Source organism: Lentzea sp. NPDC058450, assembly GCF_042721395.1.
Classification (GTDB): Bacteria; Actinomycetota; Actinomycetes; order Mycobacteriales; family Pseudonocardiaceae; genus Lentzea.
The window spans coordinates 334,947-349,529 of the sequence record NZ_JBHXLO010000003.1 but is presented as its reverse complement, the minus strand read 5'-3'; the positions used below and the strand labels follow the sequence as shown (position 1 = coordinate 349,529).

The following is a 14,583-nucleotide window of genomic DNA, read 5'->3' as shown; positions in this document are numbered from 1 at the left end:
CGCCTCGGCGCACAGGGACCACTCATTCGGTGAACATCGTGAACGACCGCATCCGGTCGAAGCTCTTCGCGGCGAGGTCCTCGGTTCTGATCAGGAAGCATCCGTAGTAGACCTCGCTCTGCGTGGAGAACTGCGCGAGCGGCAGCCACTGGCCGACGAGCCGCTGCTCCTCTTCCCGTTGCAGGCGCCACCGTTCGTCGCTGGACAGGTCGGGGTTCGCTGCCCGCTGTTCCTGGACGCTGTCGAACGACATCTGCGTGTGCGGGCCGTCCGAGCTGCCGACGTTGGTGCAGTACCCGCCGAGGTGGAGCGTGTAGCGGTAGCGGTTCTTCGCCTCCGGCCAGAGTTCGTCGACGAGCTCGCACAACTGAACGTCGCGGTCGGCGATCCAGTCCGGCAGTTCCGGCAGCACCTGCGCGGCGATCCGTTGTTCGGGAGCGACGAACGGGATGCTCTCGCAGAAGAACGTCCTGGAGTCGTGGTCGGGTGGCGGTGCCGCCTCCTGCGTCTGCGTACCCGCGGGAACGTGCAGAACCCGCGCGTAGTCGGTGGACGGGTGTTCCTCCATGTCCTCCTCGTGGTGCAGGAAGAACAGCAGCGATCCGTCCGCCGGCAGGTCGAGTCCTTCGGCTCGCGGCAGGGCGGCGCAGTCGACGGAACCGATGAACGGCAACGGGAACTCGCCGCCCGGCCAGTCCACACCGGCCGGTAACAGGGGAAGGCCTCCCATCCGTCCGGCGGATTCCTCGCCGTCTGCGGCCGGCCGCGCCCAGACCGCGAACCGGAGGTGCTCGGCGAACGCGTCGACCTCGTCCTCGGGAATGCCTCGATCGATCGCTGCGTTGCGGAACTGCTCATGACGATCCATGCCGCAGCATGATGGCAGAACGCTGAAATCGCTCCCACGCACTGTCGATCTGCGGGTCGTGCGGTTCGTCGTAGGGTAGAGGCCACCCACCGAGGGGGCCCGCACCCGAGGGGCTGACGACATGGCGAAGTACATGATCCTCATCTACGGCGACGCCGAGCAGTGGGACGCGATGACCGAGGAGCAGTGGAACGCGCACAACGCGGGCCACACGGCGTTCGCGGCGAAGGCCGGTACCCGCGTCCTCGACGGCCGGCAGCTCGAGAACACGCCCATGGCCACCTCGCTGCGCGCGGACGCGCACGGGCAGGTCCACACCACCGACGGCCCGTTCCTGGAGACCAAGGAAGGGATCGGCGGCTACTACCTGCTCGAAGCGGCTGACCTGGACGAGGTGCTCGAACTGGCCGCACTGCTGCCCGAGCTGAACTACACGCACAGCGGCCTGGAGATCCGTCCCGTGGTCGAGCGCGGGTGAGCGACCCGGGAGACGCGGTCGTCGCGGCGGTGGGCGAGGCCTACCGCCGCGACTGGACCACGGTGTTCAGCACGACCGCCCAGCTGACGCGGGACTTCGACCTGGCAGAGGAGTGCGTCCAGGACGCGTACGCGCAGGCCCTGGAGACGTGGGGCCGCAGCGGCGTCCCGGAACGGCCGGGTGCCTGGCTGACGACCACCGCCCGCAACCGCGCCCTCGACGTGCTGCGCCGTGACTCGGCGTTCCGCCGCCGGATGCCCCTGCTCGTCGGGGACGAGACGGTGCGGGGGCCGGAGGACGCCCTGAACGACGACCGGCTCCGGCTCATCTTCACCTGCACCCACCCCGCGCTGTCGACGGACGCTCAGGTCGCGCTGACGCTGCGCCTCGTCTGCGGCCTGTCCACGCCCGAGGTGGCCAGGGCGTTCCTGGTGCCGCCGGCCACCATGGCGGCCCGCATCACCAGGGCGAAGAAGAAGATCGCCGCGGCGCGCATCCCCTACCGCGTGCCGGGTCCTGACCAGTTGGAGGAACGGGTCTGCGCCGTCCTCGAGGTCGTCCACCTGATCTTCACCACCGGGCACACCGCACCGTTCGGCGCGGACCTGGTGCGTCGCGACCTGACCGGCAGCGCGATCCGGCTGGCCCGCCTGCTGCACCTGCTGATGCCGACCAGCGCGGCGACCGGTGCGCTGCTCGCGCTGCTGCTGCTCAACGCGGCGCGTCAGGAGACCCGGCTGACCGCGCAGGGGCGTCTTCTGCTGCTGTCCGAACAGGATCGTTCGCGCTGGGACCGGCGGCTCATCGCCGAGGGCCAGTCGCTGCTGACCGAGAGTCTGCTGCGGCGGCCACCGACCCGGTACGCCGTGCAGGCCGCGATCGCCGCCGTGCACGCGGAGGCGCCGAGTTGGGCCGACACCGACTGGACGGAGATCGTCAGCCTCTACGACGTCCTGCTCCGGCTGTGGCCTTCGCCGGTGGTCGAACTCAACCGCGCCGTCGCGGTCGGCATGCGGGACGGGCCCCAGGCCGGACTGGACGCGCTGGCACCGTTGCTGGCCGACCCTGCCCTGGCCACCTACGGCTACCTCAGCGCCGCTCGCGCAGATCTCCTGCGCCGGCTGGAGAACTGGCCGCAGGCCGTCACGGCGTACGAGGAGGCGCTGGCGCTGACCGCCAACGAGGTCGAACGCGCCTTCCTCACCGAACGGCTGGCAGAGGTCACGCGGAACTTGTGACCTCTGCCAGCCGGTGACCGAAATTCCTCAAAAGACCGGCTCAGTCCTTCTTGAAGGCGTCCTTGACCTTCTCCGCGGCCTCCTTCAGATGGCCCTTGGCCTGGTCGGTCTGACCCTCAGCCTCCAGACCGGGGTCGTCCGTGGCGTCGCCGACGCCTTCCTTCACCTTGCCCTTGAGCTGGTCGGCCTTGGCTTCCAGCTTGTCATCAGCACCCATGCTCATCGGATTCCCTGCACCGGCAACGACAAACGTGCGGTAGCGGACGATCTCTGTCCGCTACTCCGGACATCGTGGTTCTCGTCGCCGTGTCCTCGCGGCGCAGAACCGCTCGAGAGGATCCACCATGCACACCCGCCCTCTCGGCCGAACCGGCATCCAGGTCAGCACCTTCACCCTGGGCACGATGATGTTCGGCCCGTACGGCAACTCCGACCACGACGAGTGCGCGCGCATCGTCCACAGTGCACTCGACCGCGGCATCAACACGATCGACACCGCGGACGTCTACGGCGGCGACGGCGAGACCGAACAGATCGTCGGCCGGGCGCTGCGAGGGCGCCGGGACGACGTCGTGCTCGCCACCAAGTTCAACGGGCGGATGGGCGCGGACCCCAACCAGCGAGGCAGTTCCCGGCGCTGGATCATCTCGGCCGTCGAGGGCTCCCTGCGCCGTCTCGGCGTGGACCACATCGACCTCTACCAGGCCCATCATCCCGAGCCCGGCACCGACGTCGAGGAGACCCTGGGTGCGCTGACAGATCTGCTGCGCGCGGGCAAGATCCGCGCGATCGGCCATTCCAACCTGCCGCCGTCGGACATCGTCGAAGCCCAATGGGTCGCGGAACGACGAGGGCTCGCCCGGTTCCGCAGCGAGCAACCGCACTACTCGATGCTCAACAGGGGAGTGGAACGCGAGATCTTGCCGGTCTGCCGGCGTTACGGGCTCGGCGTTCTCGTGTGGAGCCCGCTGTCGATGGGGCTGCTGTCCGGCAGGCTTCGCCGTGGCAGCACCGAAACCCCGTCGCCGGGGCGTCTGCACTGGGCGCGCCGCCACCTGACCGACGAACGCAAACTCGACGCCGTCGAGAAGCTCGCCGAGGTGGCGGCCGACGCCGGCTTGTCGTTGCCGCACCTCGCTCTCGGGTTCGTGACCGCCCATCCGGCCGTCACCTCGGCGATCATCGGCCCCCGCACGCCGGCGCAGCTCGACGACCTGCTCGCGGGAGTCGACGTCGTCCTCTCCGGCGACGTGCTGGACCGCGTCGACGAGATCGTCCCGCCCGGAACCGACGTCGGCCCGATCGACGTGGCGTACGTGCCGCCACAGCTCGAACAGCCCTCGCTGCGCCGTCGCTGACCCCGGCTCGACGAGGCGTCAGCCCTTCTGCAGGTAGGCGTCGATGATCCGGCCGTCCCTCGGCGGGGAGCTGACGGCTCCGCAGGAAGCCATGATCGTCACCGGGCCGTCGGCGCTCGCCGACGCGGGTGTCGCCTCGCCGGTGAAACTCCCGCAGCTTTCAACAATCCGCAGGTCACGGCAGGTCGTCGAGCTGCAGCCGCGCCCTGGTGGCGTCCTCGTCGCGTCCCTGGTCCCGGTACAGCTCCAATGCCTCCTGCCAGACCGCGCGGGCCTCGTCGTGCTGTGCCAGGGCGAGGTGGGACCGGCCGACCCGGTCCAGGGTCTCCGCGACGTAGTAGGCGTTGCCGTGCAACCGGTACAGCGCGACGGCCTCGCGGTAGTGGACCACGGCCTGCCGGTGGTCGCCGGTCTGCTGGGCGATCAGCCCGAGGCTGTCCAGGGTGGCCGACTCGCCCGCCGGGTTGTGGTGCAGCCGGTGCAGAGCGAGGGCGGCCTGGCAGTGTTCACGCGCGGTGTCGAACTCGTCCAGGCGTGCGGCGTACCAGCCGGCCGCGCTGAGTGCGTCGGCTTCCCAGGCTGGCTGGTTTAGTGCGTGGTACAGCTCTTGGGCGTGCCGTGCGTGGTTCAGGGCTCGGCGGTCGTCGCCTCGCAGGTCCCAGGCGAACGCGAGCGAGCGGTGGGTGTGCGCCTGTTCGGTCTGGTCGTTGTGGCGGATGGCGAGTTCCAGTGCCTGCTCCAGGTGCCAGGACGCCTCGTCGCGCAGGTCGAGGCGGGAGCAGGCGCGGCCCAGCAGCCGGTGGGTGCGGCTCAGGGCGGCGGGGTCGGGCAGGTGGGCGGCCGCGTCCAGGGCGGCGCGCCACACGGCCAGCGCTTCGTGCCGGTGTCCTCGCCAGAGGTGGAAGGTGTCGAGCGTCCACGCCAGGTGCCAGACCGTCTCGTGGCGGCCCAGGGCGGCGGCGGTGCGTTGGGTGGCCAGGAGAGTGGCGTGTTCGGCCTCCAGCCACGTTGACGCGGCTGCGGCGTCCAGCAGTGGGAGGGGGCGGACGCCTGGCGCGGGCGGGGTGGCCGGCATCTCCGGGCGGTGCGAGTCCATCAGGCGGTCGGCGGTTCGTGCGGTGTGCAGGTGGAAGTCGATCACCCGGATCAACGCCGCGGCGCGCTCGGCGGCAGGCAGGTCTGAGGCCGTGGTGGTGGCGTAGTCGCGGACCAGGTCGTGCATCGCGTACCGGCGGCCGGGGTGCCGTTCCAGCAGCGACGCCTCTTCCAGGGCGGACAGCGCGTGGTGTGCGTCGGCGGGGGAGGTTCCGGTCAGGGAGACCACCGCGGGCAGCGTCGTGTCCGGGCCGGGTGCTATGCCCAGCAACGCGAACAGGGTCCGCTGGGTCGTGGTGAGGTAGCGCAGGGACCACGAGAGCACCGTGGACAGACCGCTTTCTTGGTCCAGCAGCTCCAGGCCGAACTCGCGCAGCTCGGTGGCCACCTCGGCCAGGGGGATGCCGGGGCGGGTGGTGGCGTTGCGGGCCGCGATCGACAGCGCCAGCGGGTAGCCGCCGCACAGGTCGATCAGCTCGTCGACCGCGTCCGGCTCGGCGGCGACCCGGCCGGCCCCGAGCCTTGCGGCCAGCAGTGCGCGGGCCTCCTGCCGGGTGAGCACGTCCAGGTGCAGGTGCCGGGCGCCGTGACGGTCGATCAGACCGGCCAGCCTGTTCCGTCCGGTGACCAGCACGGTGCAGGTGGGGCTGCCCGGCAGCAGCGGCACCACCTGCTCGGCGGTGGCGGCGTTGTCCAGCACGATCAGCATTCGCCTGCCCGCGACCCGGCTCCGGTACAGCGCCGACGCGGCGTCCAGGTCCGCGGGGACCTGGACCGGCGCGACGCCGAGTGCCGTGAGGAAACCGAACACCGCGGCGTCGGGGGTGACCGGCTGCTCGGTGGGGGTGAACCCGCGCAGGTCGGTGAACAGGTGGCCGTCCGGGAACCTGTCCGCGTGCCGGTGGGCCCAGTGCAGCGCCAGCCAGGTCTTGCCGATGCCGCCCGCGCCGCCTATCGCCGAGATGACCACGGTCGCGGCGCCCGGTGCCAGCGCCTCGTCGAGGCGGGCCAGTTCGGCCTGCCTGCCGGTGAACCACCGCGGCGGCGCGGGCAGTTGTCTCGGTGCCGCCGCCGTGTCACCGGAGGGTCTGGTCAGGCCGGGATCGGCCTCCAGCACGCGTTGGTGCACGTTCTGCAGCGCCGTGCCCGGTTCGGTGCCCAGCTGCTCGACGAGGCGTTCGCGGAGCTGGCGGTAGTGGGCCAGCGCATCGGCCGTGCGTCCGGCACGGTGCAACGCCATCATGAACTGCCCGGCCACCCGTTCGTCCAACGGCCACTGCGCGGCGCGGGCGCTCAACGGCGTCACGAGGTCCTCGCCGTGGCCCAGGCCCAAGAGGGCGTCGGTCAGATCGCACTCGGCGCTCAGCCGCTGCTGCCCGAGCCGGTCCCGTTCGGCTGTCGCCCAGTCGCCGTCGATGCCGGTCAACGCTTCGCCGCGCCACTGCTCCAGCGCCTGCTCCAGCAGCCCGGCGCGGCGGCCGTGGTCGTCGGCGGACCGCGCCTCGGCGCACAGTTCGTCGAACCGGTGCAGGTCGACCGCGGCACGGTCGACCTCCAGGGCGTAACCCCCTGGCCGCCGGGTCACGGCCACGGCACCGGCCAGCAGCAGTCGCAGCCGGGACAGGTAGTTCAGCAACGTCGCCCTGGCCCGCAGCGGCGGGTCGTCACCCCAGACGCGCCGCATCAGCCGGTCCACCGAGACCACGTGGCCCGCGTCCACCGCCAGCGCGGCCAGCACGCAGCGCTGCCGTGCCGGTCCGAGGTCCAGCGCGTGGCCCCCGACCAGCACCACGATTCCACCCAAGAGACGAAGTTCCATCCGGTGGTCCCCAGTCGCCGACAGGTTGTGCGAGCGGTCATATCAGTGCTGACCAGCGGATTGTTGAAGAACGCTGAAGTTTCACGGAGTTGGCCGCCGACCGTGGGTCCCACAGGGGAACGACTCACCTCAGAGGGGACACCACATGTTCGGAACACTCAGGAGGGCAGGCCTGGCCGTGCTGCTGGCGGTCGTGGCGGCCTTCACCGGGACGATGGCGGCGCAGGCCGCGCCGGCGGCCGCGGCCGAGGTCGCGTGCACCAGCTACACGAACGTGAGCATCGGCGGCGGCTGGTACCTGCACGTGCCGTCGCTCGGCGGGAACTCGGGCAACTACAACTGCGTCGTGGTCCGGGGCCACAAGGGCTTCCCCACGCTGGTGCTGCAGGAGAGCCTGGTCGCCTGCTACGAGCAGTACGTCGGCCCGAAGGGCCCGGACTCGGACTTCGGCGGCAACACCGAGCACGCGATGAGGAACGCCCAGATCCGGATCAACCAGCCCGCGGTCAAGGTGGACGGCCGCTTCGGCCCGATCACCAGCTCGTACTTCACGTTCCAGGCCTACGACCACAACAACGGCGGGTCGCACACCGGCCTGTGCTACCGCAGGTAGTCCGCTCGCGCTGAGCGGACGCACCCGAGACGCGGGTGGCGCCGGAGGACAGGGGAGCCTGCGGCGCCACCCGCCACGTGGCCGAATGCTGAACGTCTTTGGCCGCTGCTGGGCAGCACGGCGCGCGGGTGGCGTTCCAAGATCACCACATGCACAACACACGGACGTCGACCGTCGAACTCGGCGGCAGGACGGTGTCCAGGATGGCTTTCGGGGCGATGCGCATGGCCGACCCCGCGATCTGGGGCCCGCCAACGGATCGGGACCACTCCATCGCGCTGGCCCGCCGGGCGGTCGAGCTCGGCGTCGACCACATCGACACCGCCGACAGCTACGGCATGGGCGTGGTGGAGGACCTGCTGCGCGAAGCCCTGCACCCGTACCCCGAACACCTGCTGATCGCGACGAAGATCGGCCAGGTCCAGCCGCGGCCCGGTGAATGGGTGCCCGTCGGTCATCCCGCTCTGCTGCGGCACCAGTGCGAGATGAGCCTGCGCCGCCTCGGCGTCGACCGCATCGGCCTGCTCTACCTGCACCGCGTCGATCCGGCGGTGCCCTTCGACGACCAGCTGGGCACGATGAAGGAACTGCGGGACGAGGGCAAGATCGCGCACTTCGGACTGTCCGAAGTGGACGTAGCGCAGATCGAGCACGCGCGGACGATCATCGACGTCGCCGCGGTCCAGAACATCTACAACCTCACGACGCGGCACTGGGACCCCGTCGTCGAGCACTGCGCCCGCGAACGCATCCCCTTCGTGCCGTGGTTCCCGGTCATGAACGGCGCTCTCGCCCAGCCAGGCGGAGTCGCCGCCGAGGTCGCGGCGGCCACCGAGGCCACGCCGGCGCAGGTCGCCCTCGCGTGGCTGCTGGCACGGTCCGAGGTGATCTGCCCGATTCCCGGCACCTCCTCGATCGCGCACCTCGAGGAGAACGTCAGGGCGGCCTCGCTGCGCCTGACCGACGAGCAGGTCGACCGCCTCACCGCGGCCGCGGAGTCCACTGTGGAGTGATGTCGGGTCGCTTGCCGCGGGCGGGGCCGTACCTGCCGCGGTACTGGCCGGGGGACACGCCGGTGAGCTTGCCGAAGTGGTAGCGCAGTGCGGACTCGGAACCGAACCCGCACTGCGCGGCGACCCGGTCCACGGTCCAGTCCGTGCGTTGCAGCAGCTCCTTCGCGTATCGCACGCGCGCTCGCCGCAGCCACTCCATCGGCGGGATGCCGAGCGAGTCCCTGCTGAGGCGGGAGAACGTCCGGACGCTCGTTCCCGCGTGCCGGGCGAGCCTCGCGACCGTGAGCTCCTCGCCGAGGTGCTCCTCCGCCCAGTGCAGTGTGTCCACGAGGGAGGGTGTGCGGCGCGGGACGGCCCACCCGGCGTGCTGCGCCTGGTCGGCGTCGCGGCGCAGCGGGGCGACCATGAACCGCGCGATCTCCGCCGTGAGCGCCGATCCGTGGTCCAGTTCGACGAGGTGCAGGAGCAGGTCGAGCGCGGCGGTGCCGCCTCCGGAGGTGAAGATCCCGCGGTCCTCGACGAACAGGCGGCCAGGGTGGACCCGGACCTGTGGCCGTTCGGCGGCGAGCTGACCGGCCCAGTGCCAGTGGGTGGTGGCTTCACGGCCGTCGAGCAGGCCGGTGCCCGCCACCAGGAAGCTGCCCAGGCAGAGCGCGACGACCCTGGCCCCGGCCGCGTGGGCGCGCAGGAGGGCCGCCGTCAGCTCCGGGGACGGGGTGAACATCCCCGGAACGGCGGGGACGACGACGGTGTGCGCGGACTCCGCCCACGCCAGCGGCCGGTCCGGGAGCAGCGCGTAGCTCGTGGCGTACCCGGTGCGGGTGACCACGGGTCCCGCAGGGCCTGCCACGGCGACCTCGTAGAGCTCGGCGCCCGCGTGGTCGTTCGCCGACGCGAAGACCTGGACGGCCAGCGCCACCTCGAACGTGCCGACACCGTCGAGGCCCAGAACGGCGACCCGGTGCGGCGTCGTCCTGGGCTGCCCGGAGTGGTGGTCGGGGAGCACGGTTCTTCCTCCGGTTTCAACGGATCCAGCAGGACGCCAGCGCGTCGAGGACGTGGTCGATCGTCGATTCGCTGTGCGCGGCCGACACTTGGAGCCGCAGCCGGGCCTGGCCGCGCGGGACGACCGGGTAGGTCAGCGCGGTGGTGAAGACGCCCTGCGCGATCATCCTCTCGCTGAGCGCGCGTGTCTCGAGTTCGTCACCGACGACGACGGGAACGACGGGATGGTCGCCGGCGAAGGTGGGCAGCCCCAGAGCGGTGATCCCGGCGCGCAGCCGCGCCACCCTGGTGCGCAGCAGAGGCAAGGGCGAATCGGGTCCTGCCAGGACGTTGAGAGCCGCTCGCGCCCCCGCGACGACCGCGGGCGGCGGGTTGTTCGAGAAGGTGTAGGGGCGCGACAACGTCCGCAGCGCCGAGGTGAGTGCGCCAGAGCCCGCGACGAACCCGCCGATCGCTCCGCCCAGCGCCTTGCCGAGCGTTCCGGTGATGACGTCGACGCCGCCGAGAACCTGGTGGCTCTCCGCGGTTCCCCGCCCGCGCGGGCCGGCGACCCCGGTGCCGTGCGAGTCGTCCACGACCAGCAGCGTGCCGTTCTCCTCCGCCAGGCCCAGCAGGTTACGCAGGGGAGCCTCGTCGCCCTCCATGCTGAACACCCCGTCGGTGACGATCACCTTGACCGCCTCGGCGGGCAAGGTGGACAGCGCGTGGCGGAGGCCGTCCAGCACGACGAGTGCAGAACGGCGTCCTCGCACCCGGTCCACGCGGCCAGGCGGTGTTCGAGGTCGCGGTGTAGCTCGGTCGTGCCGCTGAGCAGGCGACCGGCCGCGGTGCCCAGACCCCACTCGTCCAGCGCGTCGTGCGCCGCCCGGACCACCACCGGATGGCGGGCGAGACCGAGGTAGTCGCACGAGGCCATGTTGACGAGTTCGGCGCCGCCCTGGGTGACGAGACCCGGCGCGCCGGGCCGCACGCCGAGCTCTCGCGTTCCGGGCTCCACCGCGGCGAGGACGCCGGTCAGAGCGGCAGGGATCACGCGAAGGCCTTCGCCGCGAACATCGCGTAGACGGCGGCGCAGCGCCGCATCGCGGCCTCGTCGACGTACTCGCCGGGTCCGTGGGACACGTCGAGACGTCCGGCGCCATACCCGAAGGCCGGCATGCCCAGCTGCGCGTACCAGCGGGTCTCGAGGATGCCGGGGCAGAGCTCGAACGGCGGCGCCGTGCCCTCGATCTCGGCGACACTGCCCGCGAGCAGTCGTGCCACGGGATGGGCCCGGTCGACACCGGCGGACGGCTGGCGCTGCACGATCTCGATGGACGCGGTGGTGCCGGACGCCTCGGCGGCGGAGTGGATGAGCGTGCTCAACCGCTCGATCTCCTCGTCGACGTCCTCCTCCGGGTTGAACCGGCGGTCGATCGAGAACCACGCCGAGCCGGGCACCGCGTTGAAGTTCACGCCGCTGCCGCTGGCCCCGCCGACGACCATCATCGAGCCCTTGGCGGCCTCGTCCTCCATGGGGAACGCGGTGCGCTTCTCCAGCAGTTCCTTCGCGAGCGCGTTGAGGGGCGCGGCGACGTTGACCATGTGCTGGAACGCGTTGTCGCCGAGGTGGGCCTGCCCGACGTGCGCCTCGGTCCCCCTGAGCTCGACCCGCATCGTGAGCGCGCCGCGGCTGGCGTGCCAGATCACCCCGCCCGTCGGTTCGGCGGTGACCATGGCCAGTGCGGACGTGTCGATGAGACCTGCCCGCCGCAGATGGCCCGAGCTGGCGTCGCTCCCGGTCTCCTCGTCGCACACGAGGTGGAACACGATCGACCCGTCGCCCAGCAGACCGAGGTCGCGGGCGGCCGCGGCGCCGTAGAGCATGGAGACGACCCCGCCCTTCATGTCAGCGGTGCCGCGGCCGTACATGCGCCCGTTGCGGCGTTCGGCCGTGAACTGGGCGCGGCTCTGCGCGGGCACGACGTCGAAGTGGCCGTGGAAGTAGACCAGCCGCGGGCCGTCACCGACCCGGCCCTGCACGACGCGGGGCTCTTCGAGCTGGTCGTGCGGCGCCAGTTCGATGATCTCCGGTGCGAACCCGAACCGGTCCATGACCTCGTACAGGTACGCGGCGCACTGGCCGAGGCCGCGGCCAGGAGGGTTCTCCGTGTCCAGCGCGACGAGCTTCTCCAGCAGCTCGGCCATCTCCTCCGCTCGTGGTTCCACCCACTCCTGAATCCGGGTCGCGAGAGTCATGTGTCTCCTCCAAGGCAGTCCAGGGCGTTGCGGATCATGAGCTATCCGGCCTGACCGGACAGGGGGTGGTCAGGGCACGGGGACTCCTGCGTGGCGGCCCAGCTCTCCAGCACGCGCAGGGCGTCCGCAGAACTGGAACCGGCCTCGGCGACGTACGCCAGCATCGTGAGACCGGGGTCCGAGCGGAGGTCCAGGGCCACGAACGACAGCGTCAGCGCACCCACCACGGGGTGGTGCAGTCGCTTGGTCCCACTGCAGTGGAACCGGACGTTGTGCGTCGCCCATCGCGACGCGAAGTCCGTGCTGAGCAACGAGAGTTCACTGACCATTTCGGACAGAAGGCGATCGCCGGGATCGCTGCCGGCGGTGGAGCGGAGCACCGCGACGGCCTCGTCGGCCGTCTTCTCCCAGTCCGCGTAGAACTTCCTCGCCCGCGGGTCGAGGAACGCGTACCGCGCCAGGTTGCCCGGCTGGTCGTCGGCGGTGGCCACGTCGGAGTACAGCGCGCGGCCGAGTTGGTTGGCCGCCAACAGGTCCATCCTGCTGTTCAGGATCACCGCGGCTCCCGGCATCGTGTCGAGCAGGCTTCGGTGAGCGGGACGGACGGCCTGCGGGATCGTCCGCCGCCGCCCGGTCCGCGCCGAGTTCGCCGCCCGTGCGAGGTGCCGGAGATGCGCGTGCTCGGCCTCGTCGAGCCGCAGAGCGCACGCGACCGAGTCGAGCACGGCCAACGACACCCCGCGCAGGTTGCCGCGCTCGAGCCGGTTGTAGTAGTCGGTGCTCACCCCCGCGAGCAGCGCCACCTCCTCCCGGCGCAGGCCCGGGACGCGGCGATTCCCGCCGTAGAAAGGAAGACCCGAGTCCTGCGGGGTGATCCTGGCGCGGCGGGAGGTGAGAAAGCCGCGCACCTCGTCTTCCAGCTTCATGAGCCCGAGGCTAGATCGACAGCGGCGGCCGGAGGAGGCACTGGCATTAACCCCCAGACCGCAGCGCCCGCGTCAGATGCCCGCGGTGGACCCGCCGTCGACCTGCCAGTTCGCGCCGGTGACGTAGCGCGAGAGCGGGCTCGCCAGCAACGCCACGATCGAGGCGACGTCGTCCGGGGTGCCGATGCGCCCCACGTCGTTCGGCACGAAGTCGCGCAGGGCGCCCTGTTCGATCTCCTCCCACGTGTCGCCCCAGCCGTTCTCGGCGCTGATCGCCCGGAACATGGTCTCCAGCGAGCCCACGCGGATGAGGCCGGGCGTGACGATGTTCGACGTGACCCCGGTGCCGCGCAGATGACGGGAGAGCGAGATCGTCAGGTTGAGCAGCGCGGCCTTGGTCGCGCCGTACTGCGGGTAGCCGGGCAGGGGCTGGTGGCCGGTGCCCGACCCCATCTGGATGACGCGCCCCCAGCCACGTTCCTTCATGCCGGGCACGAACGCCTGGATCATCCGCACCGTGGAGTGCACGTTGGTCTCGGCCGCCCTGGTCCAGTGCGCGGTCGTCGGCGTGTCCCAGTCGCTCGTCTCGTAGACGCCCGCGTTGTTCACGAGGACGTCCACCGCGCCGACCCGTTCGGCGACCCGTGCCGCCCCGGCGTCGGTGGAGAGGTCGCCGAGGACGACGTCGACGGTGCCACCCTCCGCCCTGATGGACTCGGCGACCTCGTTCGCCGTCACCTCGTCACGGCCGTGCACGACCACCGCCATGCCTTCACGCGCGAGCGCCACCGCGACCGCCGCCCCGATCCCGGCGCTCGATCCCGTTACGAGCGCCCGCTTTCCCGTCAGCTGCAAGTCCACTGCCGTTGCCCTTTCGCTGTTCTGGTCGATCACGCTTCCGGGATGGGCCAGTTGCTGTTCTCCGGCGTGATGGCCTCGGGGTCGGGTCCGTTGCGGACGCCCCGGTCGAGCGCGTCGAGCGCCGCCAGCTCCTCGGCGCTGAGCTTGATGTCGAAGACGTCGAAGTTCTCCGCGATCCGCTCCGGTTTCACGGACTTCGGGATCGCGGAACGGCCCTGCTGCAGGTGCCAGGCGAGCATCACCTGCGCGGCGGACCTGCCGTGGGCCTCCGCGATGCCGAGGATCACCGGTTCGGTGAGCGTGCTGGTCCGGTCCTTGGCGCCCCACCCGATGGTGTCCGGGTAGAAGGTCACGCCGCCGATGGGGGACCAGGCCTGGGTGACGATCCCGTGCTGGTCGGCGACCTCGCGCAGCTCGCGCTGGCTGAAGTACGGGTGCAGCTCGACCTGGTTGACCGCAGGCACGACCTCGGTCTGTTCGATGAGCATCTTGAGGTGCTCGGCGGTGAAGTTGGAGACGCCGATCGCACGCACCCGGCCGTCGTCGAGCAGCTTCTCCAACGCCCGGTAGGAACCGATGGTCCGCTCGAACGCGGAGGGCACCGGCTGGTGCAGGAGCAGCAGGTCGATCTGCTCGACACCCAGCTTCAGCGCACTCTTGTCGAACGCGTGCAGGGTCTGCTCGTAGCCGTAGTCGCTGACCCACACCTTGGTCTCGAGGAAGATCTCGGACCGGTCCACACCGGACCGCCGAACGGCCTCCCCGACCTCGCGCTCGTTGAAGTAGACGGCCGCGGTGTCGATGTGCCGGTAACCGGTGGCGAGCGCGGTCTCGACCGCGGCGACGGTCTCCTCGGGCGCGCTCTGGAACACGCCGAAGCCGAGCGCCGGCAGGGTGACGCCGTTGTTCAGGCTGATCTCGGGAACTGCGTTCATCTCTGTGCTTCCGCTTCACTCTTGGAACAGGACCGGCTCAGCGCCGTGCTCCCAGCAGACCCCGCGGCCCGGAGTCGCGGGAGGGCGAGCTGATCCGTGTACTGCGAGACCACCCCTGAACCCGCTCAGCAGACCG

Annotated in this window: 15 protein-coding genes; 5 read left to right on the top strand and 10 right to left on the bottom strand. The window is 70.9% G+C overall.

The features are described 5' to 3' along the window. Window positions 1–22: 22 nt before the first annotated feature. Complete coding sequence (locus ACFWNN_RS07850) at window positions 23–868, bottom strand: DUF1963 domain-containing protein (RefSeq protein WP_382439108.1); 846 nt, start codon at window positions 866–868, stop codon at window positions 23–25. 121 nt (window positions 869–989) lie between these two features. Between ACFWNN_RS07850 and ACFWNN_RS07845 the strand changes: the two genes are divergently transcribed. Both ACFWNN_RS07845 and ACFWNN_RS07840 read left to right on the top strand, forming a co-directional pair. Then, window positions 990–1,346 carry a YciI family protein gene (locus tag ACFWNN_RS07845; RefSeq protein ID WP_382439107.1) on the top strand — a complete coding sequence of 119 codons (357 nt, stop codon included), beginning with the start codon at window positions 990–992 and terminating at the stop codon, window positions 1,344–1,346. Further along, complete coding sequence (locus ACFWNN_RS07840) at window positions 1,343–2,584, top strand: RNA polymerase sigma factor (RefSeq protein WP_382439106.1); 1,242 nt, start codon at window positions 1,343–1,345, stop codon at window positions 2,582–2,584. The genes ACFWNN_RS07845 and ACFWNN_RS07840 overlap by 4 nt, the downstream gene beginning before the upstream one ends. Before the next feature lie 40 nt (window positions 2,585–2,624). Here ACFWNN_RS07840 and ACFWNN_RS07835 read toward each other — a convergent pair whose 3' ends face one another. Continuing rightward, the gene (locus tag ACFWNN_RS07835; protein WP_382439105.1) at window positions 2,625–2,801 is read right to left on the bottom strand and encodes a CsbD family protein; all 177 of its coding nucleotides are present in this window, start codon (window positions 2,799–2,801) and stop codon (window positions 2,625–2,627) included. A gap of 127 nt (window positions 2,802–2,928) precedes the next feature. Between ACFWNN_RS07835 and ACFWNN_RS07830 the strand changes: the two genes are divergently transcribed. After that, window positions 2,929–3,942, top strand: a complete 1,014-nt coding sequence (locus ACFWNN_RS07830) for an aldo/keto reductase (RefSeq protein ID WP_382439104.1) — start codon at window positions 2,929–2,931, stop codon at window positions 3,940–3,942. 175 nt (window positions 3,943–4,117) lie between these two features. Here the strand turns inward: ACFWNN_RS07830 and ACFWNN_RS07825 are convergent, their stop codons facing one another. After that, a complete protein-coding gene (locus tag ACFWNN_RS07825) occupies window positions 4,118–6,856 on the bottom strand; it encodes a BTAD domain-containing putative transcriptional regulator (protein ID WP_382439103.1) in 2,739 nt (912 codons plus the stop codon). A gap of 145 nt (window positions 6,857–7,001) precedes the next feature. Between ACFWNN_RS07825 and ACFWNN_RS07820 the strand changes: the two genes are divergently transcribed. After that, on the top strand, window positions 7,002–7,469 hold the full coding sequence (locus ACFWNN_RS07820; RefSeq protein WP_382439102.1) for a hypothetical protein: 468 nt from the start codon (window positions 7,002–7,004) through the stop codon (window positions 7,467–7,469). Window positions 7,470–7,618: 149 nt separating this feature from the next. After that, entirely contained in the window at window positions 7,619–8,482 is an 864-nt protein-coding gene (locus ACFWNN_RS07815; RefSeq protein WP_382439101.1) for an aldo/keto reductase, read from the top strand. Here the strand turns inward: ACFWNN_RS07815 and ACFWNN_RS07810 are convergent. From ACFWNN_RS07810 to ACFWNN_RS07780, 7 genes are all read right to left on the bottom strand, one after another. Next, a complete protein-coding gene (locus ACFWNN_RS07810) occupies window positions 8,451–9,488 on the bottom strand; it encodes a GlxA family transcriptional regulator (protein WP_382439100.1) in 1,038 nt (345 codons plus the stop codon). The genes ACFWNN_RS07815 and ACFWNN_RS07810 overlap by 32 nt on opposite strands. Window positions 9,489–9,504: 16 nt before the next feature. Next, a complete protein-coding gene (locus tag ACFWNN_RS07805; RefSeq protein WP_382439099.1) occupies window positions 9,505–10,212 on the bottom strand; it encodes an aminotransferase class I/II-fold pyridoxal phosphate-dependent enzyme in 708 nt (235 codons plus the stop codon). Next, complete coding sequence (locus ACFWNN_RS07800; RefSeq protein ID WP_382439098.1) at window positions 10,155–10,520, bottom strand: hypothetical protein; 366 nt, start codon at window positions 10,518–10,520, stop codon at window positions 10,155–10,157. The genes ACFWNN_RS07805 and ACFWNN_RS07800 overlap by 58 nt, the downstream gene beginning before the upstream one ends. Further along, complete coding sequence (locus ACFWNN_RS07795; protein ID WP_382439097.1) at window positions 10,517–11,725, bottom strand: M20 family metallopeptidase; 1,209 nt, start codon at window positions 11,723–11,725, stop codon at window positions 10,517–10,519. The genes ACFWNN_RS07800 and ACFWNN_RS07795 overlap by 4 nt, the downstream gene beginning before the upstream one ends. Before the next feature lie 41 nt (window positions 11,726–11,766). Continuing rightward, on the bottom strand, window positions 11,767–12,651 hold the full coding sequence (locus ACFWNN_RS07790; RefSeq protein WP_382439096.1) for a helix-turn-helix domain-containing protein: 885 nt from the start codon (window positions 12,649–12,651) through the stop codon (window positions 11,767–11,769). 72 nt (window positions 12,652–12,723) lie between these two features. Then, entirely contained in the window at window positions 12,724–13,512 is a 789-nt protein-coding gene (locus ACFWNN_RS07785) for an SDR family NAD(P)-dependent oxidoreductase (protein WP_382439095.1), read from the bottom strand. A gap of 29 nt (window positions 13,513–13,541) precedes the next feature. Further along, window positions 13,542–14,447, bottom strand: coding sequence for an aldo/keto reductase (locus tag ACFWNN_RS07780; RefSeq protein WP_382439094.1), 906 nt, complete (start codon window positions 14,445–14,447; stop codon window positions 13,542–13,544). Between the last annotated feature and the right edge of the window lie 136 nt (window positions 14,448–14,583).